General features: G+C 64.9%; 25 protein-coding genes. 14 read left to right on the top strand and 11 right to left on the bottom strand.

Annotated elements, in window-relative coordinates:
- The first annotated feature begins 22 nt into the window (after positions 1–22).
- From SO139_RS02040 to SO139_RS02030, 3 genes are read left to right on the top strand one after another with little or no spacing between them, the layout of a single operon-like run.
- Positions 23–898, top strand: a complete 876-nt coding sequence (locus tag SO139_RS02040) for a branched-chain amino acid ABC transporter permease (RefSeq protein WP_449382657.1) — start codon at positions 23–25, stop codon at positions 896–898.
- A gap of 11 nt (positions 899–909) precedes the next feature.
- Positions 910–2,784, top strand: coding sequence for a branched-chain amino acid ABC transporter ATP-binding protein/permease (locus SO139_RS02035; protein WP_449382658.1), 1,875 nt, complete (start codon positions 910–912; stop codon positions 2,782–2,784).
- Positions 2,781–3,479: an ABC transporter ATP-binding protein gene (locus SO139_RS02030; RefSeq protein ID WP_449382659.1), complete on the top strand. Its 699-nt coding sequence runs from the start codon at positions 2,781–2,783 to the stop codon at positions 3,477–3,479. The genes SO139_RS02035 and SO139_RS02030 overlap by 4 nt, the downstream gene beginning before the upstream one ends.
- A 14-nt stretch (positions 3,480–3,493) precedes the next feature.
- On the opposite strand, the gene SO139_RS02025 is transcribed toward SO139_RS02030, so the two are convergent.
- Positions 3,494–3,919, bottom strand: a complete 426-nt coding sequence (locus SO139_RS02025; protein ID WP_449382660.1) for an HIT domain-containing protein — start codon at positions 3,917–3,919, stop codon at positions 3,494–3,496.
- 99 nt (positions 3,920–4,018) lie between these two features.
- Here SO139_RS02025 and prmC point away from each other — a divergent pair, with 99 nt between their 5' ends.
- Entirely contained in the window at positions 4,019–4,903 is an 885-nt protein-coding gene (gene prmC, locus SO139_RS02020) for a peptide chain release factor N(5)-glutamine methyltransferase (protein WP_449382661.1), read from the top strand.
- Between the two features lie 483 nt (positions 4,904–5,386).
- Complete coding sequence (locus tag SO139_RS02015) at positions 5,387–6,148, top strand: DUF4167 domain-containing protein (protein WP_449382662.1); 762 nt, start codon at positions 5,387–5,389, stop codon at positions 6,146–6,148.
- A gap of 67 nt (positions 6,149–6,215) precedes the next feature.
- On the opposite strand, the gene SO139_RS02010 is transcribed toward SO139_RS02015, so the two are convergent.
- Entirely contained in the window at positions 6,216–6,959 is a 744-nt protein-coding gene (locus SO139_RS02010; RefSeq protein WP_449382663.1) for a class I SAM-dependent methyltransferase, read from the bottom strand.
- A 108-nt stretch (positions 6,960–7,067) separates the two neighbouring features.
- On the opposite strand from SO139_RS02010, the gene gloB reads away from it, so the two are divergent.
- From gloB to SO139_RS01995, 3 genes are all read left to right on the top strand, one after another.
- On the top strand, positions 7,068–7,835 hold the full coding sequence (gene gloB, locus SO139_RS02005; RefSeq protein WP_449382664.1) for a hydroxyacylglutathione hydrolase: 768 nt from the start codon (positions 7,068–7,070) through the stop codon (positions 7,833–7,835).
- A gap of 10 nt (positions 7,836–7,845) precedes the next feature.
- On the top strand, positions 7,846–8,268 hold the full coding sequence (locus tag SO139_RS02000; RefSeq protein WP_449382665.1) for a cupin domain-containing protein: 423 nt from the start codon (positions 7,846–7,848) through the stop codon (positions 8,266–8,268).
- 73 nt (positions 8,269–8,341) lie between these two features.
- On the top strand, positions 8,342–9,028 hold the full coding sequence (locus SO139_RS01995) for a flavin reductase family protein (RefSeq protein ID WP_449382666.1): 687 nt from the start codon (positions 8,342–8,344) through the stop codon (positions 9,026–9,028).
- Here SO139_RS01995 and yddG read toward each other — a convergent pair.
- The 3 genes from yddG to SO139_RS01980 all read right to left on the bottom strand — a co-directional run bounded on the left by yddG (position 9,015) and on the right by SO139_RS01980 (position 12,147).
- A complete protein-coding gene (gene yddG / locus SO139_RS01990) occupies positions 9,015–9,896 on the bottom strand; it encodes an aromatic amino acid exporter YddG (protein WP_449382667.1) in 882 nt (293 codons plus the stop codon). The two genes, SO139_RS01995 and yddG, sit on opposite strands and share 14 nt — an antisense overlap.
- 131 nt (positions 9,897–10,027) lie before the next feature.
- On the bottom strand, positions 10,028–10,753 hold the full coding sequence (phbB, locus tag SO139_RS01985) for an acetoacetyl-CoA reductase (RefSeq protein WP_027524036.1): 726 nt from the start codon (positions 10,751–10,753) through the stop codon (positions 10,028–10,030).
- A 215-nt stretch (positions 10,754–10,968) separates the two neighbouring features.
- Positions 10,969–12,147, bottom strand: coding sequence for an acetyl-CoA C-acetyltransferase (locus tag SO139_RS01980; RefSeq protein WP_449382668.1), 1,179 nt, complete (start codon positions 12,145–12,147; stop codon positions 10,969–10,971).
- A gap of 316 nt (positions 12,148–12,463) precedes the next feature.
- Between SO139_RS01980 and phaR the strand changes: the two genes are divergently transcribed.
- A complete protein-coding gene (phaR, locus tag SO139_RS01975; RefSeq protein WP_027524034.1) occupies positions 12,464–13,054 on the top strand; it encodes a polyhydroxyalkanoate synthesis repressor PhaR in 591 nt (196 codons plus the stop codon).
- Between the two features lie 495 nt (positions 13,055–13,549).
- A complete protein-coding gene (locus tag SO139_RS01970) occupies positions 13,550–16,417 on the top strand; it encodes a PAS-domain containing protein (protein ID WP_449382669.1) in 2,868 nt (955 codons plus the stop codon).
- Positions 16,418–16,557: 140 nt separating this feature from the next.
- Here the strand turns inward: SO139_RS01970 and SO139_RS01965 are convergent, their stop codons facing one another.
- Positions 16,558–18,252 carry an EAL domain-containing protein gene (locus SO139_RS01965; RefSeq protein ID WP_449382670.1) on the bottom strand — a complete coding sequence of 565 codons (1,695 nt, stop codon included), beginning with the start codon at positions 18,250–18,252 and terminating at the stop codon, positions 16,558–16,560.
- 232 nt (positions 18,253–18,484) lie between these two features.
- Between SO139_RS01965 and SO139_RS01960 the strand changes: the two genes are divergently transcribed.
- Positions 18,485–18,748, top strand: a complete 264-nt coding sequence (locus SO139_RS01960) for a hypothetical protein (protein WP_449382678.1) — start codon at positions 18,485–18,487, stop codon at positions 18,746–18,748.
- 198 nt (positions 18,749–18,946) lie between these two features.
- Here the strand turns inward: SO139_RS01960 and SO139_RS01955 are convergent, their stop codons facing one another.
- The 3 genes from SO139_RS01955 to mtgA all read right to left on the bottom strand — a co-directional run bounded on the left by SO139_RS01955 (position 18,947) and on the right by mtgA (position 20,759).
- Complete coding sequence (locus SO139_RS01955) at positions 18,947–19,594, bottom strand: hypothetical protein (protein WP_449382671.1); 648 nt, start codon at positions 19,592–19,594, stop codon at positions 18,947–18,949.
- Positions 19,595–19,735: 141 nt separating this feature from the next.
- Positions 19,736–19,918 (bottom strand): 50S ribosomal protein L32, encoded by a 183-nt coding sequence (rpmF, locus tag SO139_RS01950; RefSeq protein WP_024509484.1) that lies wholly within the window; start codon positions 19,916–19,918, stop codon positions 19,736–19,738.
- A gap of 163 nt (positions 19,919–20,081) precedes the next feature.
- A complete protein-coding gene (gene mtgA, locus SO139_RS01945) occupies positions 20,082–20,759 on the bottom strand; it encodes a monofunctional biosynthetic peptidoglycan transglycosylase (protein WP_449382679.1) in 678 nt (225 codons plus the stop codon).
- A 161-nt stretch (positions 20,760–20,920) separates the two neighbouring features.
- Between mtgA and SO139_RS01940 the strand changes: the two genes are divergently transcribed.
- Together SO139_RS01940 and SO139_RS01935 are read left to right on the top strand one after the other, a co-directional pair.
- Positions 20,921–21,844: a polyprenyl synthetase family protein gene (locus tag SO139_RS01940; protein ID WP_449382672.1), complete on the top strand. Its 924-nt coding sequence runs from the start codon at positions 20,921–20,923 to the stop codon at positions 21,842–21,844.
- A gap of 7 nt (positions 21,845–21,851) precedes the next feature.
- Positions 21,852–22,541 (top strand): DUF1345 domain-containing protein, encoded by a 690-nt coding sequence (locus SO139_RS01935; protein WP_449382673.1) that lies wholly within the window; start codon positions 21,852–21,854, stop codon positions 22,539–22,541.
- Positions 22,542–22,561: 20 nt separating this feature from the next.
- Here the strand turns inward: SO139_RS01935 and SO139_RS01930 are convergent, their stop codons facing one another.
- Both SO139_RS01930 and SO139_RS01925 read right to left on the bottom strand, forming a co-directional pair.
- The gene (locus tag SO139_RS01930; protein ID WP_449382674.1) at positions 22,562–24,343 is read right to left on the bottom strand and encodes a caspase family protein; all 1,782 of its coding nucleotides are present in this window, start codon (positions 24,341–24,343) and stop codon (positions 22,562–22,564) included.
- Between the two features lie 198 nt (positions 24,344–24,541).
- Entirely contained in the window at positions 24,542–24,967 is a 426-nt protein-coding gene (locus SO139_RS01925; protein WP_449382675.1) for a GFA family protein, read from the bottom strand.
- Between the two features lie 149 nt (positions 24,968–25,116).
- Between SO139_RS01925 and SO139_RS01920 the strand changes: the two genes are divergently transcribed.
- Positions 25,117–25,491: a nuclear transport factor 2 family protein gene (locus tag SO139_RS01920; RefSeq protein WP_449382676.1), complete on the top strand. Its 375-nt coding sequence runs from the start codon at positions 25,117–25,119 to the stop codon at positions 25,489–25,491.
- The last annotated feature ends 589 nt before the right edge of the window (positions 25,492–26,080 follow it).

Below are 26,080 nucleotides of genomic sequence, written 5' to 3'. Positions count from 1 at the left end.
GACACGGAATCAAGACGCATTCATGATCAGTTGGCCCAATCTCATCTCCCAGCTCTTCAACGGGCTCGCGCTCGGCGCGCTGCTCGCGCTGATCAGCTCAGGCCTCACCATCATCTACGGCACGCTCGGCGTGTTGAACCTCGCGCATGGCGCGATGTTCATGATCGGCGGCTACGCCGGCTTCGTCGCCTTTGAGTACACCCACTCGTTCGTCATCGCCGTCATCGCCGGTTCGCTGTTCGTGATGCTGCTCGGGGTCGCGATGGAACGGGTGATCATCCGGCATTTCTACCAGCGACCGCATGAAGACCAGCTTCTCGTCACCTTTGGCCTCGGCATCTGCTTCGTCGAGATCGTGCGGCTGATCTTTTCCAGCCAGTCGCAGATCGTCCCGCCCCCACCGTTGTTCCAGGGCATCACCAATCTCGGCTTCATGTTCTATCCGACCTATCGCCTCGCCGTGGTCGGCATCGTCGCGATCGCGCTCGGCGCGCTGTTCCTGGTGCTCTACCGGACCCGGCTCGGCATGATCGTGCGCGCCGGCATCGAGGATTCCGTGATGGTGGATTCGCTCGGCATCGACGTCTACCGCGTCTTCATGGTCGTGTTCGGCATCGGCGCGATGGCCGCCGGATTTGCCGGCATCATCAACGCGCCGGTGGTGTCGCTGACACCGGGCGTCGGCGACGACATTTTGGTCGAGACCTTCGTGGTGGTGGTGATCGGCGGCGTCGGCTCGTTTCCGGGCGCTATTCTGGGCGGCCTGATCGCCGGCGAGATCATCAGCGTCACCTCCATGTTCAACCCCGGCTATGCCTATGTGATGCTGTTTGCTGCGATGACGCTCGTGCTCGTGGTGCGACCGCATGGCTTGCTCGGCGTGCAGGGGCGCGAATGAGTAATGCTCTGATGCCCAAGCAAGCGAAGTCCCGGCAGCTTCCCTATCTGATCGAGATCCTGACGGCGGTCGGCCTGATCGTCGCGCCGGTCGTGCTGCCCCATCTTGGCTTTGCGCCGAACACGGTGAACCGGATCCTGGTCTGGGGCCTGTTCGGCCTCGGCTTCGACATCCTGTTCGGCTTCACCGGGCTGCTGTCGTTCGGCCAGTCCGCCTTCTACGGCACCGGCGGCTTCGTCGCCGCCTGGCTTCTGACACGCGCCGGCTTCGGCAACGTGCTGGGCGCGCTGATCATCGGCATGATCGCCGCGGCTGCGACCGGCTACCTGATCGGATTGATTGCGCTACGCCGCACCGGCATCTACTTCGCCATGATCACGGTGGCGATCGCGGAAGTGTTCTTCTTCGTCGAGTTCAATCCGCTGGCCGACTTCACCGGCGGCGAGAACGGCCTGCCGGGCGTGCCGACACCTAGCTTCGATCTCGGCTTCGTCACGCTGCACTTCACCAATGGCTGGTCGCTCTATCAGTTCATCGCCCTCTGCTACTTCATCGGCATCGTGATCGCGCTCAGGATCGTGCGCTCGCCGGTCGGCGCGATCTTCAGCGCGATCCGCGACAATCCGCTGCGTGCCACCGCGGTCGGCCACAACATCCACGGCTACAAGCTGACCGCCTTCGTGATTGCCGCAGCCTATGCCGGCTTTGCCGGCGGGCTGCTCGGCGTGCTGCAAGCCTTCATGCCGCCTGACGCCTTTACGTTCGACACCTCCGGCCAGCTCGTGATGCAGACCGCGATCGGCGGCCGCGGCACGCTGTTCGGACCGCTGGTCGGCGCCGCCGTCTGGCTGTTCCTCCAGGATTTCCTGCAGGCCGCGATGGGGTTAGGTGCCGCCTGGAAGCTCGTGCTGGGCGTCGTCTTCGTGGCTTTGGTCTGTTTCCTGCGCGGCGGTATCGTCGGTGGCCTCATCGATCTCTACGGCCTCGTCACGGGCGAGCGGGCCACGGCTCCGGCGGAGGAAGCGCCCGTCGAAGCAGACTGGCGGGCCGCGGAGGCCGAAATGGCGGAACGAGCGCCGCTCGTTGCTGCACCGGCAGGCGCCAGATACGACCACCGCCAGGGTCCAATCCTTCAAGCCACGGGCCTGACCAAACGCTATGGCGGCCTCGTCGCCAACAGCGACATCGACTTCAGCGTCAATCACGGCGAGCTGCGCGGCATCATCGGTCCTAACGGCGCCGGCAAGTCGACCTTCTTCAAGATGCTGACCTGCGAGATCGCGCCGACCTCGGGCCGCATCGTGTTCGAGGGCCGTGACATCACGGGACAGCGCATCACCGACGTCTGCCAGCTCGGGCTGACCAAGAGCTATCAGGTCAACCAGCTCTTCGCTGGCCTGACGGCGCGGCAGAACCTGACCATCGCGGCGCTTGCCAAGCTCCGCGGAAGATTCCGGCTCGACCTGTTCCGCAAGGTTTCGAGCGTGAGGGGGCTGACCGAGCAGGTGGAGCATACGCTTCAGCTGGTCAATCTGGCCGCGCGGGCCGACACTCCGGTCGCCGAGCTCGCCTATGGCGAGAAGCGACGGCTGGAGATCGGGCTGGCGCTCGCCACCTCGCCCCGCCTGCTGCTGCTCGACGAGCCACTCGCGGGCATGAGCCCGCGCGAGAGGGTCGAGACCGTCCGTCTGCTCAAGGCGATCGCGCGCGACCGCACCATGATCATCATCGACCACGACATGGATTCGCTGTTCGAGCTGGTCGAGCGGGTCACCGTGCTGCAGGAGGGCCGCGTGCTGCTCGAGGGCACGCCGGAGGAAATCAGGACCAACGCCGCCGTGCAGGAGGCCTATCTCGGCGGCGTGCATGGAGAGATCGCTGCATGAGCCTGATCGAGGTCAACGGCCTGAACAGCTATTACGGAGACTCCCACATCCTGTTCGACGTCGCCATGCGCGTCGAGCGGCACGAGGTGGTCGCGCTGCTCGGCCGCAACGGCGCCGGCAAGAGCACCACGTTGAAGAGCCTGATGGGCGTGGTGAGGCCGCGCAGCGGCACCGTGATCTTCGACGGCACCGACATCGCCGGACGCCGCAGCCACAGGATCGCGCGGGCCGGCATGCAGCTCGTCCACGAGGAACGCCGCATCTTCGGCAGCCTCAGCGTCGAGGAGAATATCATCATTGCCGGCTTCACCGCGGAAAAGCGCTGGCCGCTCGATCGCATCTACGAGATGTTTCCGCGGCTGAAGGAGCGGCGCGGCAATCGCGGCAACGAGCTCTCTGGCGGCGAGCAGCAGATGCTGGCGATCGCACGCGCGCTGGTGCGCGATCCCAAGATCATCCTGCTGGACGAACCGTTCGAAGGACTCGCTCCCGTGATCGTCCGCGATCTCGTCAAGGCATGCGGCGATCTCGCCGCGGCCGGTCAGACCATCGTGCTGGTCGAGCAGAATCTTGCGGCGACGCTGGCGCTCGCCAAACGCATCTACATCATCAACAACGGTCATATCGTGCACGAGGGCCCGGCGCAGGAGCTGAAGGCGCAGCCGCAGCTCCTGCAACGCTGGCTCGGCGTCTGATCCGCCGCGCCGGATCAAGCGCCGAGCGCGGCGATCAGCCGCCTGGCGTGCTCGGCGAGCACCGCGGCATCCTCCTGTCGCGTCTGCGGCGGCAGCAATTCGACGCCTGCCCTGACCGGCATGACGTGCACGTGCAGATGCATGACCACCTGCCCGCTCGCGGGCTCGCTGAATTGCTGGATGATGATGCCCTCGGCGCCGAACGCCTTCATCGCCGCAATCGCGATCCGCTTGGCCGCACGTGCCACCTCGGCGAGATCGTCCTCGGCGATGTCCAGGATGCCGCGCGCGGGCGCCTTGGGGATCACCAGGGTATGGCCGGGCGAGCGCGGCATGATGTCGAGAAAGGCCAGCACATGGTCGTTCTCGTAGACCTTGAGGCAGGGGATTTCGTCGCGCAAAATCTTTGCGAAGACATTCTGAACGTCATAGGTCGTCATGGCTGTCACCGTGCATTTTCGCCGATCAAACGCGACCGCTTCCGTTGACGCAAGCATGGCCATCGTCCTATCCACGTGGCGAGGCAGGATGGTCCAGCGGTGACAGATTTCGTTCCCGGAAGCAGCATCGAGAGTACGCGGCGCATCCTGGCGGCGCGGCTGAGATCGGCCGCCATCGGCGAGGCCGAGATCGAGGCGCGTCTGCTCGTCGGAGCTGTGCTGGACCTCGATCTGACCGGGCTGATCACGCAGGCAGACCGGCCGCTCACGGCGACCGAGGCCTCGCAGCTCGAACGATACGCGCAGCGGCGCCTCGTCGGTGAACCGGTCGCGCGCATTCTCGGGGCCAAGGAATTTTGGGGCCTCACCTTTCAGCTCTCGGACGCAACGCTGGTGCCACGGCCGGACACCGAGACCGTCGTCGAGCTGGCGCTGGAGATTTTTCGCGAAGGTCCGGTATCCGGAAGGCCGCCACGGATCGCCGATATCGGCGTGGGCTCGGGCGCGATCCTGCTTGCGCTGCTGCATGAGATTCCGGATGCGTTCGGTGTCGGCACCGATGTCAGCCTGACCGCGCTCGGCACCGCAAAGAGTAACGCCGCAGCACTTGGCCTCGCCGACCGTTCCGCCTTCGTCGCCTGCTACTACGCGGCTGCGCTCGCGGGTCCCTTCGACCTGATCGTGTCGAACCCGCCCTACGTTCCCTCGGGCGACATCGCCAATTTGAGCGTCGAGGTCCGCGACTTTGATCCGCGCCTCGCGCTCGACGGCGGCAATGACGGCTTCGACGCCTACCGCGCCCTGATACCGCAGGCCGCTCAGCTTCTGGCCCCGGGCGGAGCGCTGGTGGTGGAGGCCGGACAAGGTCAGGCTCGCGGCATTGAAACCTTGATGGCAGCTGCGGCGTTAGGAGTGGAGAGGCCACCCAAGGCTGATCTGGCGGGCATCTTAAGGGCCGTGTCGGCCCGAAAAATGCCCCCATAAAAGCCCGATTGGACTACAAAAACCTCTTGGAATATCCCGTGGGAACGACTACGTTCCGGTCAAACATCGGTGCCGGCCCCGTAGACCTACGGGCGAAAGCCGGGCTCTCAAGGCGAGAGCTGCACTGGATTGAAGGTTCCAAGCCGCAGGTCCTGTTAAGCGCGATGGCCCGTGGAGCTGCGCTGCTTTCCGACCGCAAAGTGAACGAAAGCCTGATATTGCGCTTGAAGATTTACGCAAGAAACCAGGGCTTGTTTCGGCAGGCAGAATGAATGGGTTCGCCGGCGATGGGCGTCGGCGGGTGGGAACGCGTCTTTGTTGAACGCGATGGTCAACGACATCGGCAGGAACCTTGGTCGGGACGTGGGCAGGGATTCGAGCCGCGCGCGGCGCGCGTGCCAAACCTGCGCCGCAGCAATTTAGGTCACTCTCAACAGCAGTAACGCGTACGAACTTTTCAAGGGCTGGAATTAAAGGCAGGACATGAGAAACGGTCAGAACAAGCAGCGGATGCGCAACCGGAATAACAACAACAATAACCGGCGCGGCCAGAACCCGATGACCCGGGTTTACGAGTCCAACGGACCCGACATCAAGATCCGCGGTACCGCCTCGCACATCGCCGAGAAATATCTCCAGCTCGCGCGCGACGCGCGCTCCTCTGGAGACCCCGTGGCAGCCGAGAACTACTATCAGCACGCCGAACATTATTTCCGCCTGATTGCCGCAGCTCAGGAGCAATTCCGCCAGAACCAGCAGCAGCCGCGCGGCGGTGAAGAGGTCGTCGTCAGCGACGACAGCGATGACGATGGCGAGACCTTCTCCAATTTCGGCCAGGAGCCCGGCTTCGTCCCGCAGCCCCAGCAGCAGCAGCAGCCCTATACCCGCGAGCGCGACCATCAGCGTGATCACCAGCGTGGCGAGGGCCAGCCTTATCAGCGCGACCAGCAGCAGCCGCGCGAGCATCGCGAGCGCGACCACCGTCCGCAGCCGCAATATCAGCCCCAGCCGCAACCGCAGAACCAGCCGCAGCCGGTGATTGCGGATGCCGGCAGCGTCGATCGCCTGCCCTCCTTCATCACCGGCGCACAACCGCAGGTCAATGGCGGCCAGGGCGGCGGCTTCGAAGGCGGCGGCGGTGGCGGTGAGCGCTATCCGCGGCGGCGCCGCCGGCCGCATGGCCCGCGCCCCGAACGCGAGGCAGCACCGGCCGCCTCGAGCGACGATCTCGCTCCCGGCGAATAAAGCCGCAAAAGCCCGCTTCGATTTATCCGACATGAAGAACGCCCCGGCTCGCCGGGGCGTTCTGCCGTCAGCTCCGCGTCACCGTCGTCGAGGACGGCACCAGCACGGGCTTGAGCGAGGGGATCAGCCGCGCGCGTTCCCGCTTCGCCGGGATCACGCGATAGACCTGCTTGGTCGCTTCCACGATGTGCACGCCGGCGAACGGCAACGACAGCGAGGCGCCCGCGCGCTCCCACATCAGCGCCGACTTCAACAGCCAGCCGCCGGCATAGGGCGGCATGAACAACGCCTCGCCCCAGGCGGTCGGGGTGAACCAGGTCTGGCGCAACAGGTCGGTGATCTGTGCGCGCGAATACGGCCGACCATGGCCGAACGGCGTGTTCTCGGTGCGCGTCCACACCCCGCGCCGGTTCGGGATAATCGCAATGACGCGGCCCGATGGCGCCAGCACCCGCCACACCTCGCGCAGCAGCGCCGCCGGGTCGTCGCAGATCTCGAGCGCATGGACGAGCAGGATGCGGTCGACCGCGGCATCCTGCAACGGCAGCGAGAACTCATCGACCAGAGAGGCCAGCGCGGGCCGCCCCGTCGGCCATTTCAAGACGCCCTGGGCCGCCGGCATGAAGGCGATGCAGCGCTCGGCGTCCTCGCGGAACAGGCCGAGATAGGGGGTGGGATAGCCGATACCGAGGACTCGCTGCCCCTCCGCCTTCGGCCAGCGTTCCCTGATCGCGCGATTGATCAATTGCCGCGCCACGATCCCGAGGCGGCGCGAATAGAAGTCACGCAGATCAATGACATCGATGCTCATGAGCGCAATGTAACATGTGCCCGGCGGCCTGGGCGCGCGGAATATTGCATTGCCTGCGCAACGTTAACGCCATATCTGTTTGCCGGGGCTGAGCGCGATGGAGATATCATGGCCGCCGAAATTCGTACTTTCACCTGTTTAAACGACAATTTCGGTTATCTGATCCACGATACGGAAACCAAGGCAACCGCCTCGATCGACGCGCCGGAAGCCGGGCCGATCCTGAAGGCGCTGGAGCGCGAGGGTTGGACGCTCACCGACATCCTGATCACCCATCACCATGGCGACCATGTCGGCGGCGTCGCTGAGCTGAAGCAGAAATATAATTGCCGCGTCGTCGCGCCGCATGACAAGACGACGAAAATCGCCAATGTCGATTTGCGTGTCGTCAATGCCGACGTCATCAAGGTCGGCAGCCTGCTTGCGCGCGTGCTGGAAACGCCCGGTCATACACTCGACCATATTTCCTACGTGTTCGACGCGGAGAAGACGGTGTTCGCCGCCGACACGCTGTTCTCGATCGGCTGCGGGCGCGTGTTCGAGGGCAACTACCCGATGATGTGGGATTCGCTCCTGAAGCTGCGGGCGCTGCCCGACGACTTCAAGCTCTATTGCGGCCACGAATACACCGCCTCCAACGTCAAGTTCGCACTCACTATCGAGCCCGACAATCCGGCACTCCAGGCCCGCGCGGCGGAAGTTGCAAAACTCCGCGCCGAGAACAAGCCCACCATCCCCTCACTGCTTGGTGATGAGAAGCGAGCAAATGTGTTCCTGCGCGCCGATGACCCCGCGGTTGCAGCCAAGCTACACATGAAGGGCGCTGATGGCGCCATCGTGTTCGGCGAGTTGCGCGAACGCAAGAACAAGTCCTGACGGGGGAGTAATGTCGACCGCTGCCGAGATCATCGCGCGCCTTGAACTGCGACCCCATCCCGAAGGCGGACACTACCGCGAGACGTTTCGCGATCAGAGCACTGACACCAACGGGCGGTCGCGCTCAACCCTGATCTATTTCCTGCTCGCACGCGGCGAGCGCTCGCACTGGCATCGAATCGATGCGGTCGAGACCTGGCACTACTATGCCGGAAGCCCGTTGACGCTGCGCATCGCACATGAAGGCTGCACGCAGCACGAGGTGCGTCTCGGCACGGACCTCTTGGGCGGCGAGCGGCCGCAGGCGATCGTGCCGGCGCAGGCCTGGCAGATGGCCGAGACATCGGGCGAATGGACTCTGGTCGGCTGCACAGTGGCGCCCGCGTTCGAGTTCGCAAAGTTCGAGCTCGCGCCGAAGGGCTGGGAGCCATAGAGGCGATCGGGAATCGGGTGGGAACTGCCGGTCGCGCGCCCTATCACGCCGCTCCTCACAACAGGAGCGACCGATGCACGGCACTTTCGACACTTCGCACATTCACATCGAGCCGGCCATTCTCTATTTCGGAACGCCGGTCGTCCTGATCGGCACGACCAATCCGGACGGGTCCTACAATCTCGCGCCGATGTCCTCGGCCTGGTGGGTGGGCTGGCGCTGCATGCTCGGGCTCGCGCGGGAATCGCAGACCACCACCAACATGCTTCGCACCGGGGAGTGCGTGCTCAATCTGCCGTCCGCCGATCTCGTCGGCGCCGTCGATCGTCTGGCGCGGACCACCGGCTCCGATCCGGTGCCGCCGGCCAAGGCCTGGCGCGGCTACCGCTGCGTGCGCGACAAGTTCGGTGTCAGCGGATTGACCGCGTTGGCGGCGGAGACAGTCGGCGCACCGCGCGCCGCGGAATGTCCGGTGCAGATGGAGGCGAAGCTCGCGCACGTCCACGACATGGCGCAGGACGACGAGATCTTTCGCGGCCATTTGACCGCCATCGAGGTGCGCATCACGCGCGTGCATGCGTATCCTTCCATCATGATGGAGGGCGAGAATAACCGCATCGATCCCGACAAATGGCGGCCGCTGATCATGAGCTTCCAGCAGTTTTATGGCCTGACGTCTGAGCGATTGCAGCGCTCCGAGCTCGGACAGATTCCGGAAGCGATGTACCGGCCGCAGGGCTGGCGGCCTAGCGCGGCCTGATCGGCTTCCACAACAGCAGGTCCTTCGCCGCGATCAGGCCGCCACCGGCGATCAGGACCGCGGCGATGGCGATGCTGGCGCTGGCCTTCGCAAAGCCGGCCGCGATGAGGAACGCGGTCGAGAGCAGCGGCGTCGCGTAGGACGCGGCGCCGAGCACGCGGATGTCGCCGCGCTTCATGCCGATGTCCCAGGCGTAGAACGCGGCGCCGACTGGACCGATTCCGAGCGCAAACACCGAGAGCCATTGCAGTGTGGTCTCGGGCCACAGCGTGGTTTCGAGCGCAGCATGCATCAGTGCGGCAAGCAGCGCAGTGGCAAGGCAGAAGCCGGCGACCGCATCGGTCGGCACGGCTTTCAGTCGGCGCGAGAGCACCGAATAGCTGGCCCAGACGAACGCCGCGATGAAGGCGGCGATCAGCCCCGGCAACTGGCCTTGCGCAAAGCCAGACGAGTTACCGGCGAACAGCAGCACGGTGCCGACGAGGCCGAGCACGGCACCGACGACGTGATGCACGGCGAGACGCTCGCCCGGCAGGAACGACGAGAACAGCACGATCAGCAGCGGCCAGAGATAATTGAGCAGACCCGCTTCGGCCGGCGGCGCGAATCGCAGCGCGAGAAAATAGAGCGCGTGATAGCCGAACAGGCCGCCAACGCCGACGGCCCACACGACGGGCGGCTGGCGTAGGCTCGCTGCCACTCCACTGCGGCCGATCCAGGTCAGGAGACCGACGACACCGGCGATCGCGAACGTCATCGCTGCGAGCTGGAACGCGGGGATCTTGCCGGTCGCGACCGTCATCACCGCGAGCAGGGACCACATCAGGATTGCGGTCAATCCGATCAGCGTCGCGGAGCGGGGAGTCATCAGAGAGGATACCTCGTCATTCCGGGATGGCGCGACAGCGCCAGACCCGGAATGACAGTGCATGGGTGGATGCCCGGGACAAGCCCGGGCATCACGATGTCACCGATATGATGGGGCGTGATGCTTACGCATCACACCATGTACTGGCCGCCATTGACCGACAGTGTCGAGCCGGTGATGGCGCCGGCCTCATCGGCTGCGAGGAACACCACCGCGCGGGCGATCTCCTCGGGCTCGCCAAGACGGCCGATCGGGATCAGCGGCAGGATTGCCTTCTCCAGCACGTCCTTCGGCACCGCCTGCACCATCTCGGTGTTGATGTAGCCCGGGCAGATCGCATTCACGGTGACGCCGCCCTTGGCGTTCTCCAGCGCGAGCGCCTTGGTGAAGCCGATCTCGCCGGCCTTTGCGGCGGAATAGTTCACCTGGCCGAACTGGCCCTTCTGGCCGTTGATCGAGGAGATGTTGATGATGCGGCCGAACTTGCGCGCGCGCATGCCCTCGATCACCTGGCGCGACATGTTGAACAGCGAGCCGAGATTGGTGCCGATCACGGCGTTCCATTGCTCGACGCTCATCTTGTGGAACGCGCCGTCCTTGGTGATGCCGGCATTGTTGACGAGCACGTCGACCGGGCCGACCTCGGCTTCGACCTTCTTCACGCCCTCGGCGCAGCCGTCGAAGGAACTGACGTCCCATTTGTAGACGTTGATCCCGGTCTCGGCCTTGAACTTCTCCGCCGCCGCGTCATTGCCGGCATAGCTCGCCGCGACCTTGTAGCCGGCCGCCTTCAGCGCCTTGCTGATCGCAGCACCGATGCCGCGCGTACCACCCGTGACCAATGCAACACGTGCCATATTGTATTCCTTCCCTCGACGTTTCCTTGGGCGCTTCTAGAGATTTGAGTGATCGTTTTTACTGACGGATTATGCGGGTGGATTGACGGACATCAAGAACAAAACGCCCGGCGGTGAGCCGGGCGCATGTCTTTAGTCGAGGCTTACGCGGTTGCGAAGAATATTTGAGTTGCAACCGCCGCCTTTTTAGTCGCGTGCAACGCACGCGTTACATTTTAATCGCGAGCAATGCACATCGCGATGCCCATGCCGCCGCCGATGCACAGCGTGGCGAGGCCCTTCTTCGAATCGCGCTTCTGCATCTCGTGCAGCAGCGTCACCAGCACGCGTGCGCCGGAGGCACCGATCGGGTGACCGATCGCGATCGCGCCGCCGTTGACGTTGACCTTCGAGGTATCCCAGCCGAGGTCCTTGTTGACGGCGCAGGCCTGCGCCGCGAAGGCTTCGTTGGCCTCGATCAGATCGAGATCGCCGACGTTCCAGCCGGCCTTCTTCAGCGCCAAACGCGAGGCCGGGATCGGGCCGGTGCCCATGATCTTCGGATCGACGCCGGCATGCGCCCAGGAGACGATCCGGGCGATCGGCTTCTTGCCTTCCTTGGCCGCCTGCTTCGCGGTCATCAGCACGACGGCAGCGGCGCCGTCATTGATGCCGGATGCGTTGCCGGCCGTCACCGTGCCGTCCTTCTCGAAGGCCGGCCGCAGCTTGCCCATCGCATCGAGGGTTGCGCCATGGCGCGGATATTCGTCGGTATCGACCACCACGTCGCCCTTGCGGGTCTTGATGGTGACCGGAACGATTTCGTCCTTGAACTTGCCGGCCTTCTGCGCAGCCTCCGCCTTGTTCTGCGAAGCGACCGCGAACTCGTCCTGCTGGGCGCGGGTGATCTGAAATTGCTTGGCCACGTTCTCGGCGGTGTTGCCCATGTGGTAGCCGTTGAAGGCATCCCACAGGCCGTCCTTGATCATGGTGTCAACGAATTCGAGGGCACCCATCTTGACGCCACCGCGCAGGTGCTGGGCGTGCTGGGCCATGCTCATGGACTCCTGCCCACCGGCGACCACGATGTCGGAATCGCCGTTGACCAGCGCCTGATAGCCGAGCGCGACCGAGCGCAGACCCGAACCGCAGAGTTGGTTGACGCCCCAGGCCGGGCTATCCACGGGGATGCCGGCCGCGATCGAGGCCTGGCGGGCCGGGTTCTGGCCCTGTCCAGCGGTCAGAATCTGGCCCATGATGACCTCGGAGACCCTGCCGGGCTCGATGCCACCGCGCTCCAGCGCTGCCTTGATGGCAATGGCGCCGAGGTCGTGGGCGGGAAGGGTCGCGAAGGCTCCGTTGAAGCTTCCGACCGCGGTGCGGGCGGCGCTGACGATGACGACATCGTCTGACATGGGCATCTCCTGGGGCTTGAGGTTCTTTGAAATGGGGGCAGGCAGGCGATCAGAAAAGGCTCGCCAGTCTCACCCAGCATCCTGTTAATGTCGTTGCGGCATGTCAATCGGCCGAGGGGCAGATTCATACCGCAGCGCACTCAGAATAGCGCATCTGTCGATTTCGCAAGCAAGTTTTTGCTCTGCAATTAACCGTGGCGCACAAAACGGTAGCGTGAGCCCTTTGAAAATGCTTATTTTGTTGCGTTGCGTACTCTTCCCGCCCTGCGGCATAGCCCGCCGGGTTCCCGTTCTCAGCGTTTGCAAGTGAGAGCCCATGGCGAAATCAGACCAACCCACCACAATCAAAAAATACGCTAACCGCCGGCTCTATAACACCGGAACGAGCACCTATGTGACGCTGGAAGACCTCGCGGCCATGGTGAAGGAAGGCGAGGATTTCTTGGTTTATGACGCCAAGACCGGCGACGACATCACCCGCTCGGTACTCGCCCAGATCATCTTCGAGCAGGAGAACAAGGCCGGCCAGAACCTCCTGCCCACCACCTTCCTGCGCCAGCTGATCCGCTTCTACGGCGACAGCATGCAGATGGTGGTGCCGAAATATCTGGAGCAGTCGCTCGCGACGCTGACCCAGGAGCAGGAGAAATTCCGCAAGCAACTCGCCAACACCCTGTCCGGCACACCCTTTGCGCCGCTGGAGGAGCAGGTCCGCCGCAACATGGAGCTGTTCCAGCAGACCTTCTCGATGTTCAAGCCGTTCGCGACCCCACAGCGCTCCGCCACGCCGGAGCCTGAGCCCGAAGCCAACGGCGAGGCGCCGAAGAGCGACAACATCGACGAGCTGCGTCAGCAGATGAAGGACATGCAGGAGCGCCTCGAGCGGATGTCGAAAAAGGAGGAGTAGGCTCCTCTGTCGCGCGTGTCCCGGGCGCAACGAGCACGCTGTCCACCGCTGCACTGACACCGCCCCGAGGTCGTCCTGGCGAAAGCCATACTCCCGGCCAGTGCGCGAGCCACGCCTCCCTTTCCACCGCCGTCATTCCCCGCGAAGGCGGGGAATCCAGTACGCCGCGGCTTATCGTTTCATAACGAACGTCTCGGAGTACTGGATCGCCCGATCAAGTCGGACGATGACACCGAGAGTAGGGCACGCGCGTGCCTCGATCTCGTCATCAAGAGTGCAGGCAATCGCGCCGCTCATCCCACTCACATCCCAGATCGCGGATACATCTTCTCGCCGGACACAGTCATTTTCCCAACGATCAGTTGCAGAATCCGCATCCGCGGTCACGGTCCGTAAACTAAAGCGTTTAAGACAATCTTCCCGGATGGCCGCTTAAGCTCCGCCTCGCCGATTACGCCCGTTCATTGTCCCGCGACTGACGAAGCGCCCTTGCCGATGACGACGCCCAGCAAGACAGAGCCGCGCGCGAGCGTCCAGCATGGGCCTGAAGCCTTGCTCGCGCTCAGCCAGCTTGCGCTCGATCGCATGGAGCAGGGTGTCTGCGTCTACGATTCCGACAACCGGATCGTGCTGTTCAACCGCCGCTATGTCGACCTCTTCGACATGTCGCCCGAGGTAGTGCGCCCCGGGACGAGCTATCGCGAGGTGCTGGCTCACAGTGCTTCGCGCGGCAACTTTCCAACGAGCGAGATCGACAAGCTCTATCGGGAGCGCGTCGCGCAGATCGCGAACGGCAAGCGCTTCCGGACGGAGCAGCGGCTCTCCAGTGGCCTTGTCCTGGCGCTCGATCTGAAGCCGCTCCCCGAGGGCGGCTGGATGACGATCTGCGACGACGTCACCCGCCTCGACCGGCTCGAGGCAGAGCTGCGCATGCAGACCGAGCGCAGCCAGCATGCGCTCACCAACATGTCGCACGGTCTCATCATGTACGACGCGCAAGGCAGCGTGGTCGTCTGCAACGAGCAGTTTCTTCGCCTCTACAACCTCGACCCCGACATCGTGAAGCCCGGCGTGTCGCACAGCGCCGTGATCGCGCACTGGGCCTCGCGCGGCAATCTGCCCGGCATGTCCGCGGAGAAATTCCACGACAGGCGGATGAACGATGTGCGCGCCAAGAACTCGGATGCCGTGCTCGTGATGCGCTACGACGGTCGAATGGTGCAGGCGATATCGCGCTTCCTGCCCGACGGCGGCTGGGTGACGGTGCACGAAGACGTCACCGAGCGGCTGCGGTACGAGGAGGCGTTGAAGCAGCAGAATTTCATGCTCGACGCGGCTCTTGAGAACATGGCGCACGGGCTCGCCTTCTACGACGGCGACATGCGGCTCAAGGTCTGCAACAACCGCTACCGCGAGATCTACCGGCTGTCGCTCGAGGAGACCAGGCCGGGCACGCATCTCGCCGAACTGATCGAGCGGTCGATGGCGAATGGTGCCTTCGCATCCGAGTACAGTCCGCAGCAGATCCTGGAAGCCGCCCGCGCACGCATCGCGAGCCGCGACGACTCGTCGATGCGGCGGAGCATGGCCAACGACACCGTCGTCTCGGTGCGCTACTGCGCGCTACCCGAGGGCGGCTTCGTCGCAACCTACGAGGACATCACCGAGCGCGAACGCGCGGTCGAGGAGCTCAGCGAGCAGTACCGCCGGTTCGACGCGGCGCTGAACAACATGAGTCAGGGGCTGTGCATGCTCGACAGCCATCTGCGGGTCATCGTCTGCAATACCCGTTACATCGAGATGTTCGGCCTGTCGCCCGAGATCGTGAAGCCCGGCGTCTCCATGCGCGAGATCATGGAGCATAGCTGCGCGCTCGGCATCAATCCGAACACGACGGCAGCCGCACTCTATGCCGACTATATCGAGCGGCTGCGCGAGGGCGCCCATACGCTGCACCGCCATTTGAGCGACGGTCGCATCATCAAGCTCAACCACTCCCGGATGTCGCGTGGCGGCTGGGTTGTTACCTACGAGGACGTCACCGAGCGCCACAAGACGCAGGCCCGCGTCGCGCATATGGCGCGGCACGATTCGCTGACCGACTTGCCCAACCGCGTGCTGTTCCGCGAGAAGATGGGCGAGGGCCTGAGCGAGGTGGCGACCGCCGGCGGCGCGATGGCCGTGCTGTGCCTCGACCTCGACAATTTCAAGACCGTCAACGATCGGCTGGGACACGCCGCCGGCGACCGGCTGCTGCGCTGGGTCGCGGCGCAGCTGAAGGAGCAGGCGGGCGAGCACGCCACCGTGGCGCGACTCGGCGGTGACGAATTCGCGCTGATCCAGCGCGGGCCGCAGCCGGAAGCGGCCGAAAAGCTGGCGCGCCGCCTGATCGAGATCATCGGCCGCCCCCCGCCCCTCGAAAACCAGTCTATCCATGTCGGCGTCAGCATCGGCATCGCAGTCGCGCCCGATCACGGGCTCGACGCGGACGAGCTGATGAAATGCGCCGACCTCGCACTCTATGGCGCGAAGGCCAAGGGGCGCGGCGCCTGTCAGATCTTCGAGCCCGCGATGGAGGAAGAGGCCCGCGCGCGGCACGCGCTGGAGGCGGACTTGCGCGGTGCGCTCGAGGGGCACGAATTTCATCTGACGTTCCAGCCGCAGGTTCGCCTCGACACGTCCGAATTGACCGGCTTCGAGGCGCTGCTGCGCTGGAGACATCCTTCGCGCGGCATGGTCTCGCCGGCGGAGTTCATTCCGATCGCGGAGGAGACCGGGCTGATCGTTCCCATCGGCGAATGGGTCTTGCGCACGGCGTGCGCGACGGCGGCAAGCTGGCCGGACATGAGCATCGCGGTGAACCTGTCACCGGTGCAATTCCGCGCGCGCGGTCTCGTCGCCATGATCACGAGCGCACTCGCCGAGGCCGGCCTTGCGCCGCACCGGCTCGAGCTCGAGGTCACCGAGACGGCGCTGCTCGACGACAGCGAGGCCACGATCGAGATCCTGCATCAGCTCCGTTCGCTCGGCGTGCGCGTCAGCCTCGATGATTTCGGCGTCGGCTATTCCTCGCTCAGCTATTTGCGCAAGTTTCCATTCGACCGCATCAAGATCGACCGCTCCTTCGTCGGCACGCTCGGCGAATGTCCGGAAAGCGTCGCCATCGTCCGCACCATCGCCAGCCTCGGCTCGGTGCTCGGCGTCGAGACCACGGCGGAAGGCGTCGAGACCTCCGACCAGCTCGACTTCGTCCGCGAATGCGGCTGCACCGCCGTGCAGGGATTTTATTTCGGCAAGCCATGCCCGGCCGCGGAAGTCGGGCGCGTGATCGAAAGGCTGAGTGCGATACGGCAAGTGGCGTGAGGCGTCCGTCTGGACTGCTTCGCTAACCCGCACCAAAAATCGTAGGGTGGGCAAAGGCGCGCTTGCGCCGTGCCCACCATCCCTCCACCATTGCGACAGAAGTGGTGGGGGCACGCTTCGCTTTGCCCACCCTACGATTCCTACCCCGCCGCGGGCACCACGCTGTCTTGCGGCGTGCCCCACCGCCGTTCGGCTGAGGCGAGGCCGATCAGGCGGCCCTGGATGTAGTCGCAGCCCCAGTCGCGCAGCATGTTTGCTGCGTCCTCGTCCTGCACCCATTCTGCGACCGTCTTGATGTCGAGGCGGCGGGCGAGGTCGATCAGGGTCTGCACGAAGGCGCGGTCGTCCGCGGAACGGGTCATGTTCTGCACGAAAGCGCCGTCGATCTTGACGATGTCGACGCCGAGCTTGCGCAGATTCCGGAACGAGGTGTAGCCGGCGCCGAAATCATCGATGGCGATGCGGCTGCCGAAATGCTTGAGACGGCCGACGAAGGCGCGAACGTCGTCGATGTCCTGGATCGCCACCGTCTCAGTGATTTCGACGATCAGCCGCTCGGCAACGCCCGGATGGGCCTGCATCAGCGATTCGATCGACGCCCACCAGTCGGGATCCATGGTGGTATCCGGCGAGATATTGAGGCTGAGCCTGACCTCGGGGCAAGCGGCAAGCTCGGCGACGACGAGCTCGAGCACCCGGTGGTCGACAAGGCGGATGAGGCCGAGCCGCTCGGCCACCGGCACGATGTCGGGCGCGAGCAGCGTCCGCCCGTCGCCCTGCTCCATCCGCACCAGACATTCGTAGAATGCGCCGTCGCGCGTCGCGGCCGAGACCACCGGCTCATAGGCGAGCACGATGCGGCGATCGTTCAGCGCGGTGACGATCTCGTCGGTGACGCGGATGTTGACGCGGCGCTGCGCGTCGCGCTCCGCATTCGGACGCCAGGTGCCGAGCGAGCCGGCGCGGCGGCGTTTTGCGGCGTCGAGCGTCTCGTGCGCGCGGTTGATCGCTTCATCGGTATTGCGGGCATAGCGGGGAACGCTGACCGCACCGATCGAGGCGGTGACCGAGACCGGGCCCGATTTGGTCGGCACCACTTCGTCGCGGATACCGGCGAGGAAGCGTTCGGCGGCGACGTTCATGTCGTCCACGGTGCAGTTCTTCAGGATCAGGCCGAACTTGTTGCCCGAGAAGCGCCCGAGCACATCGCCGCCGCGAAGCCGCGCGCGAATGCGTTTTGCCACGTCGAGGATCACGGCGTCCGCAACGTCGAAGCCGAAGGCGTCGTTGACACGGGCGAGATGATCAATGCCGACCAGCATGAAGGCCGATGCCGAGCGGAAACGCGTAGACTCTTCGATCGCCTCCGCGAGCGCCGCGATCAGATGGGTGCGGTTGAGCTCGCCGGTCAGGGGATCGAGCCGGGCGAGCTTTGCAAGCTCCTCGTCGCGGGCGTGGCGCTCATTGTTGATGCGGACGGCGCCGATCGCACGGACCGGCCGGCCATCGGGACCTGCGAACCAACGGCCGGTCTCCTCGATCCAGACCACGGGATCGGAGGCGCTCATGCGCACGCCATATTCGGCCCGGTATGGCGTGCCGTCGGAGCCGTGCACGGCCGGCAACTGGGCCAGCGCGGCCATGCGCAGCGATTGCGACGGCTCGATCAGGCGGGCGAATTCCGCGCCGGTCGCCAGCCGCTCGGCCGGGATGCCGGGGAAGACGGAACCGACCTGCTCGCCCCACTGAATTGCATCGCTCGCGATATCCCAGATGAAGACGGCCTCGCCGAGGGAGGCCAGGATGTCGGAGGCTTGCGGCAGGGCAGCGGTCAAGGGTGCCTCGTTTCGGGACAGCGGAGACGGTCTCGCAACCTGAGGATAGTGCGAGATTCGGCTTTGACCCTAGGCAAAGTTCATAAACAATTTGGAAACCACGTTTCGAAGCTGCTCCGGAACCGGAACGGCCTGGCCGGCATAGACCTTGCGAGTACCTCACACGCACGGCGACCCGCGTCCCGAAACGCGACAGTCTCGCCGGATTTGAGCCGGATCAACGGTGTTTGCGATGGTGAGTACGGATCGAGCAGGGGAAGCGGAAGGCGGCACTGGGACCGCCCTGGTCCCGCTCACCCCGACGCTTGAATGGGCCCACAAGGTGGTGGTGCTGCCGCGCCCGGACCCGAGCTTCGTCACCCAGCTCATTGCCAATGCCGAGCACGTGCCGCAGACAAGCCGGCTGCGCCGGGCGAGCCCTGCCGACGCGAACATGGCCTATGGACTTAAGCACCCCCTGGGCACCGTAAGCGCCAGGACGCGCCAGGTGGCGTGAGAAGCGTCGGTTAGTTTCTCGATCGAAGCCCCGGACTCGCTGCACCTCTCCTGCTTGCGGGGGAGGTCGGCGCGAAGCGCCGGGTGGGGGCTCTCGCCCCATCGGGAATGTTCATTGCGGAAACACCCCCACCCCAGCCCTCCCCGCAAGCGGGAGAGGCGCGTACCGACCAAGCGGTTACAGAGGACCCAATCTCAGTCAGCGCTGCGGCGTATCGGGCGAGGCCGGCGTGCCGTTGCTCGGCTGGAGATGCGGCGAAGCGATTTCCGGCGAAGGCGCGGCTTGCGGAGTTTTTGGCGCGGGGTGATCCATCAGCACGGATTCGGCGACGGACTGCGCGGATGGTGTAGGTGCAGGAGGCGCGACCGGCGCGGGCTGTGGCGCAGGCGTCATGCGCGGCTCGACGACCGGTTCATCCGCCTGCTCCTCGACCTGACGGCGCGCCTTGCGCGGTGCCGGTGCGGCCTCGGTGACATAGGCGCGACGACGCGTGCGCTGGGCGACGCCGCCGATGAAATCGGCCATCGCGAGCAGCACCAGCAGGAAATAGATGGAGTTGCCGAATTTGGGCCACATCACGAATTCGGCCACGGCCGCGCCGAACACGATCAGCGACAGCAGATGGTCCATCAGGAACTTTGCGCCGGGCCGCGCACCCTTCACGACCTCGAGGAGCAGCAGCACAATTCCGAGCGCGAGCAGGAGATCGCCTAGCGTGACCGGCCACAGCTCGCCCGTGATCATCGGCACCTTGAACAGCACATCCGTGAAGGACACGGTGGGCATCAGGAAAACGATGATGTTGTAGACCGCGAGCGGAATGAGAAGCAGCGGGAAACCGACCATCGCGTGTGCGCCTTCCTGATCGTGACATCCGGGCAGGACAATGCGGCGGCGAAGCGTTTGCTCCGCCGCCGTCACCGTCTTAACTCACTGATTGGCCGAATCCAGGCAGGCGAAACGCCCCCGCCTGTCGATACGCCGGCCTCAGGACTCTTTCTTCTTCAGGACCTGCCGGCCCTTGTACATGCCGGTCTTGAGGTCGAGATGGTGCGGACGGCGGAGTTCGCCGGAATCCTTGTCCTCGACATAGGTCGGCTTCTTCAGCGCGTCAGCCGAGCGGCGCATGCCACGGCGCGACGGCGAGGTTTTTCTTCTCGGAACGGCCATTATCAATATCCTCTAGGGATTGGTGTTCGGGGCATCGTCCAGCCTTCCGGACGGCTCAGCACCCGCAAACGGGGCGAGCTGAATGCCGATCAAGGCCGGGCTTATAGAGGAAGGCTGTTCGTAAAGCTAGGGTTTTGGGCCGGAAAAAGCGCCCGAAATGGGCTCAAAATCCGCGATTTTCCCGCCAACATGTCGAAACGGCCTGCGCCCGCGCCATATAGGTCACCGCCAGTCGCCGCACCCCCGGTCCCGGGGTGCGGGCACTGCGCTTGACCGGGTTCGGCAGAATCGAGGCCAGAAGTCCTGCCTCGCGGGGCGAGAGGCTGGCGGCGGACTTGCCGAAGGCATAGGTGCTGCCTGCTTCGACGCCGAACTGCCCCTGCGGCCCGAGCTCGGCGATATTGAGGTAAATCTCCAGAATCCGCGGCTTGGGCAGCACGAAATCGATCCACAGCGCCAACGGAAACTCCAGCACTTTCCGGACGGGGTCCCGTCCCTGCCAGAGGAACAGGTTCTTGGCCACCTGCTGGGTGATGGTGGAGGCGCCGCGGAACGGAGTTCCGTCCTCCTGCGCGTCGTCGATCGCCTCGCGCAGCGCGCCCCAGTCGATGCCGTGATGCTTGCAGAAATGGGCATCTTCGGCGGCGACCACCGCGCGCGGCAAATAGGGCGACATCGCCGAAAGATCGATCCATTGCCGCTGCATCGGTGCGCCACGCAGACTGCGCCAGGCCATCAATGTCGAAACCGGGTGGCCGGTGCGGTAGAAGGGCGCGATTACGTAGGGCAGGAGCGCCACGGCGGTCAGCACCAGAGCCAGGGTTTTGACGATGCGAAAAATCGACCTTGTCCTGCGCCAAAATGAAAGTGATGAACGGCCCCAGCGATTAAGCCTGTGATAATTCGGGCCTTTTCCAGCAGTTTTAAGGCGTTCCAAGTGATTGACGGAAGCGCCTGCATAAAGGATTGTCCGGCCGAATTTTAGTTCTGGAGCCTTTCTTGATGACCGGCACGACCCCGTCCGATTTCGCCAACCGCCTGGACAAGACCGCTGACGATACCGAGGCCCTGCTGGCCAAGCTGTTGTCGGACGGCATCCTGCCAGACGAGATCGCGCGCCCCAAGCGGCTGATGGACGCCATGCGCTATTCGAGCCTCGGCGGGGGCAAGCGCTTGCGGCCGTTCCTGGTGGTCGAGAGCGCCGCGGTGTTCGGCGTGCCGCGCGAGGCTGCACTGCTCGTGGGTGCCGCGCTCGAATGCATCCACTGCTATTCGCTGATCCATGACGATCTGCCGTCGATGGACAATTCCGACCTGCGCCGCGGTCGCCCGACGCTGCACAAGCAGACCGACGACGCCACCGCGATCCTCGCCGGCGACGGCCTCTTGACGCTCGCCTTCGACGTCGTGACCCGCGACGAGATCCATCGCGACGCCAATGTCCGGCTCTTGTTGACGCGCGCGCTGGCGCGCTGCGCCGGCATCGGCGGCATGGTCGGCGGGCAGATGCTCGATCTCGCCGGTGAAGGACGCTTCGGCGATCGCGAACCGGTCGACGTCGCGCGGATCCAGCAGATGAAGACCGGCGCGCTGCTGCGCTATGGCTGCATCGCCGGCGCGATCCTCGGCCAGGCCTCACACAAGGAGTATCAAGCGCTCGACGATTACGGCCGCGCGCTCGGCGAAGCGTTCCAGATCGCCGACGATTTGCTCGACGTCGAGGGCGATGCGGCAGCGCTCGGCAAGCCGTCCGGCCAGGACGCGGCGCTCGGCAAGACCACCTTCGTCACCCAGCTCGGCATCGAAGGCGCCAAGCAGCGCGTGCGTGACCTGCTCGCGCGCGCAGACGCCGCCGTCTCGATCTTCGGTGATCGCGCCGCGGTGCTGCAGGCTGCCGCGCGGTTCGTGGCCGAGCGGAAGAACTGATCGAACGATGACGGACGGCGGCAAAGAAGATCCCGTCCTCGTCCGCTTCCGGAAGATGTCGCGGCCGGTGCGCGTGGTTTATGCGCGGCCGAGGACCTTCATCGCGCTAACCGCGGGCATTCTGGTTGCTCTGCTGCTGCCGGGCTCGTTCCGGCCGGTGACGCGGCTGTTGCTTGGCTGGGACGCGCTGATCACGGTCTATCTCATGCTGGTCTACAGCATGATGCTGAACCAGGACCACAGCCACATCCGCCGGGCCGCCGTCATGCAGGACGACGGTCGTTTCGTCATCCTGCTGGTAACGGCGGTCGGCGCATTCGCGAGCATCGCTGCCATCGTCGCCGAGCTCGGCACCCATCGCGGCGTCGGCGAGCTTTCGCTCGCGATTGCCACGATCGGACTTTCGTGGGCGGCGGTGCACACGACCTTCGCGCTGCACTACGCCCATGACTATTACCGCCACACCAAGCCGGGCGGCCTGCAATTTCCGAGCGGCGACAAGGATGACCACGCCGACTACTGGGACTTCGTCTATTTTTCCTTCGTGATCGGCATGACTGCGCAGGTCTCCGACGTCGGCATCACCGACAAGACCATCCGCCGCACCGCGACTGCGCACGGCATCGTCTCGTTCATCTACAACACCGCGCTGCTCGCGCTGACGGTAAACATCGCGGCAAGCGCGATCGCGACGTAGGCTGCGGCAACAAGCTTTCGCTAGTCGCAGATCTCGGGGTTGGGGTCGGCGCCATAGCCGCCGCCGCCGCGATATCCGAGATGACAGCCGCGCTTGACCGGGCGGCAGATGAGGTCGTTGCAATAGATCTGACCGCTGCCTCCGGAAGCGCGGCCTCCGGCTGCCGTCGCGGCGGCGCCGGCCTGCGGACGCGGTTTTGCCGGGCGATCCTGCTGCTGGCCGTCGTCGCGCTTGGCAGTGCTCGCGGGCTGCTTGGCGCGCTTCTTCTCGCATTCATTGTCGTCGTTCAGCACATAGCCGTCGCCGCAGACGATCTTGGTGCACTTGTCGCCATCCGACTTGTAGCCGCGATCGCAGACCAGCGGGCAGACCCGTGACGGCTTGGCCTTGACCGCGTCGAGCGCATCGGTGCTTGCGACCTTCACGTCGAGCTTGGTGCCGGCATAGCGGTTGAACTGCGACAGCGAGCGCTGCGACGCCGTGTTCCAGTTGCCGTCGGCTTGCCCTGAGAAGCAGCCGACGCGGCCGAGTTCGGTCTGCACCGAGCGGGTCAGATCGGCTGGTGCGCTCGGCGTCAGCGCGGCAACGTTGGTGCCGGGCGTATTGTTGGCCTTTGCGGTCGAGACAGCGGGCGTCGCGGCCGCCAGATTGACGCGCTGCTGCTCGGCGGCGGCCGCCTGCTGCTGTGCCTGCTCCTTGACCTTCTGGGCGGTGAGCTGCGCCTGCTCGGCGGCTTTCGCATCGGCCTCGGCCCTGGCCTGGGCATCCTTCTGCGCGCCCGCCGCGGCAAGACGATCGCGCTCGGCTTCCGCCTGCTTCGCCTTTGCGGTTGCCGCCGCGTGCACCTCTTCGGCCGCGATCTTGTCGAGCTGGAGTTTTGCCAGGCTCGAATAGAAGCCGTCCGGATGCTGGACAAGGAACGCATCCCACGCCGCCTTGTTGCCGACCTGGAGCGCGAGCTCGTAATCGCGCCGCACCTCGGCCTGCGCATTGACGGCGGGCTGGGCCGGCGCCACCACCGCGACCTTGGCCGGCACCAGCGGTACGTCGTCGCCGCCGAGCGAGCCATAGACGAATGGCTCCTGCTTGTTGTTGGTGGTCTTCAAGACGTCGTCGCGCACGAAGCCGAAGGCGCGGCGGACGTCGAGCCCCGGCGTCGTCAGATGCTTCGACAACGCCATCGTGAACGGGCTGTTGCCGCCGTCGCCGTCCTGCGCCGTGGAGCCGGCCTTGGCCGAATAGGCAATCAGCGTGTTGGGGCTGGTCGGCTCGACCTGGGCGAGGCCGCGCCCGATGCCGCGCGAGGCGATCGTGCGTTTCATGGACTTGCCGAAGGGATTGTCGCGGCAGGCGTCGAGGATCACCAGACGAAGCTGCTTGGCAGGCTCGATCGCGACCAGGACGCGATCGAGCGACAGCGCTTCGTCATAGACGTCGGTATCGCGCTCGAGCTTGGCGTCGACGGGGATCAGATAGTTCGCGCCGTCGACCTCGATGCCGTGGCCGGCATAATAGACGACAGCGATATCGGCATCGCGCGCGGAATCGGCGAATTCGCGCAGCGCGCGGCGCGTCTCCAGCGCCGGCAGGTCGTGGCGGGCGTCGACCACATCGAAGCCGGCCTCCTTCAGCGTCTTCGCGATGACGGCCCCGTCATTGTCGGGGTTCGCGAGTTGCGGCGCATTCTGATAGGCGGAATTGGAGAGCACCAGCGCGACGCGCTTGGCGGCAAAGGCCGGCCCGGCGCCGAGCAGCAGCGCGAGCGCGAGGAGAAGCGGACAAAATCTGAACAGGCTGCGCATCACCGAACTTCCAGCTCAAGGGAGAATTCGACACCCTCCCGACCTATCTAGCAACATCCGCGCCGCGCGCTTGTGACGGACGTCACAGCTTGTGATGGAGATCACGACGGGCCGTGCGTCAGCTCGCGGGGAAAGACCTTTTTGTTAGTCTCGCCAGAAGGGTAGCGGTTCGCAGGATCGGGAGCGTTTGCGAGTCGCTCAGCCCGCTCCGACATGCCCGCGGTGCTGCGGCAGATTGTCCGTGATCTCGTACCAGGGCGCCTTGGAGCCGACGAACATATGCGCGGTCGGGCGGATCGAGGGATCGTCGATCAGGGTTCCCATGGTGACGTGGACCCATTGGCCCTCGCGCACCACGGAATAGAGCAGCGAGCCGCAGCGGGCGCAATGCGCGTCGTGAGTTGCCGCCTCGTCGCCATAGATCAGCCGCGCGTCCTCGCCCGTGACCACGCGGAACTTGTGCCGCTCGATCCCGGCGAACGGCTTGAAGGCGGAGCCGGTGGTGCGGCGGCAGTTCGAGCAATGACAATTCAGCGCATAGACGAATTCATCCGCGACGTCGTACTGCACGGCGCCGCAGTAACATCTTCCGGCGAGGCGGCGACGGCTTGTCGTGCTTGTCACGATCCTTCTCCAGCGCAGAATACGGCGTGACACTGTAGCGGGTCGGCCAGCCCCTGCCGATCAGCTTTTCGCGACCAAATCGCTGGCGGATTCGCGAAGCCCGCCCTACGTTCTCCCGTCGCGCCAACGTGCCAGGGAAGGAGAGAAGCATGGGGTATGACCGCTCGAGTGTCGAGGCCGTGGTACAAGGCTATTTCGACGCGCTCTACGAAGGCGACGCCGACAAGCTCGGCGCGGTGTTCCACCCCTCCGCCGACCTGCGCTGGGTGGAAAAGGGCGAGCTCAAGATCCTGACGGTGCCGGACTGGCTCGCCTGGATACGCAAGCGGGCCTCTGCAAAGTCGGAAGGCAAGCCGCGCGAGGATTTCATCGTCACCATCGACCGCTCGGACGACAAGACCGCCTTCATCAAGGTCAAATGCCAACTGCCGCCTCGCTACTTCACCGACTATCTCGTGGCGATGAAGCTCGCCGGCGGCTGGCAGATCGTGTCGAAGTCGTATCGGTATGATTTGAAAGACTGAGGGACGGCGGCCACGAAGACGTTGGACGTCGCGCTCGAAAGCGTTCCCCAATTTTCGTCATTGCGAGCGTAGCGAAGCAATCCAGACTCTTTCCGCGGAGACGGTCTGGATTGCCTCGTCGCTGCGCTCCTCGCAATGACGGCTGGGAGAGATCGCGCGCTGCGTTCCCTCTACTCTAGGAGGGGGGCCACACTCGGCTCCAGCGCTCGCTGCACGTGCCGTCCTCTCACGACGGATACACCCCTTCCTGGGCTACCCCCTCCCCTCCCTCCCCCACAAGGGCAGGGCTATCGCATATGACGTCGGCGCTTACGCGCTGAAGTTTCCAAATCGTCATGGCCGGGCTTGTCCCGGCCATCCACGACCTTTCCCGCAGCACGAAGTACGTGGATGCCCGGGACAAGCCCGGGCATGACGAGATTGTGGCAGCGGCATGCCGAACCAACGCGATCCGCAAACGCGATAGCCCGCAAGGGGGAGGGTAGCGGAGTTCGCGGCGCCACTGTGCGTCACAAATTTGTCCGAGCTATCGATGAAACCCGTCGCGGATGCATCGTGATTGCGCTCACGGGCATCTCCGCAATGCCCA

It is taken from the genome of Bradyrhizobium sp. UFLA05-89 (assembly GCF_059803475.1).
This window is presented reverse-complemented; position numbering and strand designations above follow the sequence as displayed.

What these genes read in the sequence shown, in the direction of transcription:
- SO139_RS01970 (WP_449382669.1), top strand. Translation starts at nt 13,550, where the DNA reads ATGACGACGCCCAGCAAGACAGAGCCGCGCGCGAGCGTCCAGCATGGG.
- phaR (WP_027524034.1), top strand. Translation starts at nt 12,464, where the DNA reads ATGGCGAAATCAGACCAACCCACCACAATCAAAAAATACGCTAACCGC.
- SO139_RS02035 (WP_449382658.1), top strand. Translation starts at nt 910, where the DNA reads ATGCCCAAGCAAGCGAAGTCCCGGCAGCTTCCCTATCTGATCGAGATC.
- gloB (WP_449382664.1), top strand. Translation starts at nt 7,068, where the DNA reads ATGGCCGCCGAAATTCGTACTTTCACCTGTTTAAACGACAATTTCGGT.
- SO139_RS01935 (WP_449382673.1), top strand. Translation starts at nt 21,852, where the DNA reads ATGACGGACGGCGGCAAAGAAGATCCCGTCCTCGTCCGCTTCCGGAAG.
- rpmF (WP_024509484.1), bottom strand. Translation starts at nt 19,918, where the DNA reads ATGGCCGTTCCGAGAAGAAAAACCTCGCCGTCGCGCCGTGGCATGCGC.
- SO139_RS01940 (WP_449382672.1), top strand. Translation starts at nt 20,921, where the DNA reads ATGACCGGCACGACCCCGTCCGATTTCGCCAACCGCCTGGACAAGACC.
- phbB (WP_027524036.1), bottom strand. Translation starts at nt 10,753, where the DNA reads ATGGCACGTGTTGCATTGGTCACGGGTGGTACGCGCGGCATCGGTGCT.
- yddG (WP_449382667.1), bottom strand. Translation starts at nt 9,896, where the DNA reads ATGACTCCCCGCTCCGCGACGCTGATCGGATTGACCGCAATCCTGATG.
- SO139_RS02030 (WP_449382659.1), top strand. Translation starts at nt 2,781, where the DNA reads ATGAGCCTGATCGAGGTCAACGGCCTGAACAGCTATTACGGAGACTCC.
- SO139_RS01980 (WP_449382668.1), bottom strand. Translation starts at nt 12,147, where the DNA reads ATGTCAGACGATGTCGTCATCGTCAGCGCCGCCCGCACCGCGGTCGGA.
- SO139_RS01955 (WP_449382671.1), bottom strand. Translation starts at nt 19,594, where the DNA reads ATGGTCGGTTTCCCGCTGCTTCTCATTCCGCTCGCGGTCTACAACATC.
- SO139_RS01920 (WP_449382676.1), top strand. Translation starts at nt 25,117, where the DNA reads ATGGGGTATGACCGCTCGAGTGTCGAGGCCGTGGTACAAGGCTATTTC.
- SO139_RS01995 (WP_449382666.1), top strand. Translation starts at nt 8,342, where the DNA reads ATGCACGGCACTTTCGACACTTCGCACATTCACATCGAGCCGGCCATT.
- SO139_RS01960 (WP_449382678.1), top strand. Translation starts at nt 18,485, where the DNA reads ATGGTGAGTACGGATCGAGCAGGGGAAGCGGAAGGCGGCACTGGGACC.
- SO139_RS02040 (WP_449382657.1), top strand. Translation starts at nt 23, where the DNA reads ATGATCAGTTGGCCCAATCTCATCTCCCAGCTCTTCAACGGGCTCGCG.
- SO139_RS02025 (WP_449382660.1), bottom strand. Translation starts at nt 3,919, where the DNA reads ATGACGACCTATGACGTTCAGAATGTCTTCGCAAAGATTTTGCGCGAC.
- SO139_RS02010 (WP_449382663.1), bottom strand. Translation starts at nt 6,959, where the DNA reads ATGAGCATCGATGTCATTGATCTGCGTGACTTCTATTCGCGCCGCCTC.
- SO139_RS02000 (WP_449382665.1), top strand. Translation starts at nt 7,846, where the DNA reads ATGTCGACCGCTGCCGAGATCATCGCGCGCCTTGAACTGCGACCCCAT.
- SO139_RS01930 (WP_449382674.1), bottom strand. Translation starts at nt 24,343, where the DNA reads ATGCGCAGCCTGTTCAGATTTTGTCCGCTTCTCCTCGCGCTCGCGCTG.
- SO139_RS02015 (WP_449382662.1), top strand. Translation starts at nt 5,387, where the DNA reads ATGAGAAACGGTCAGAACAAGCAGCGGATGCGCAACCGGAATAACAAC.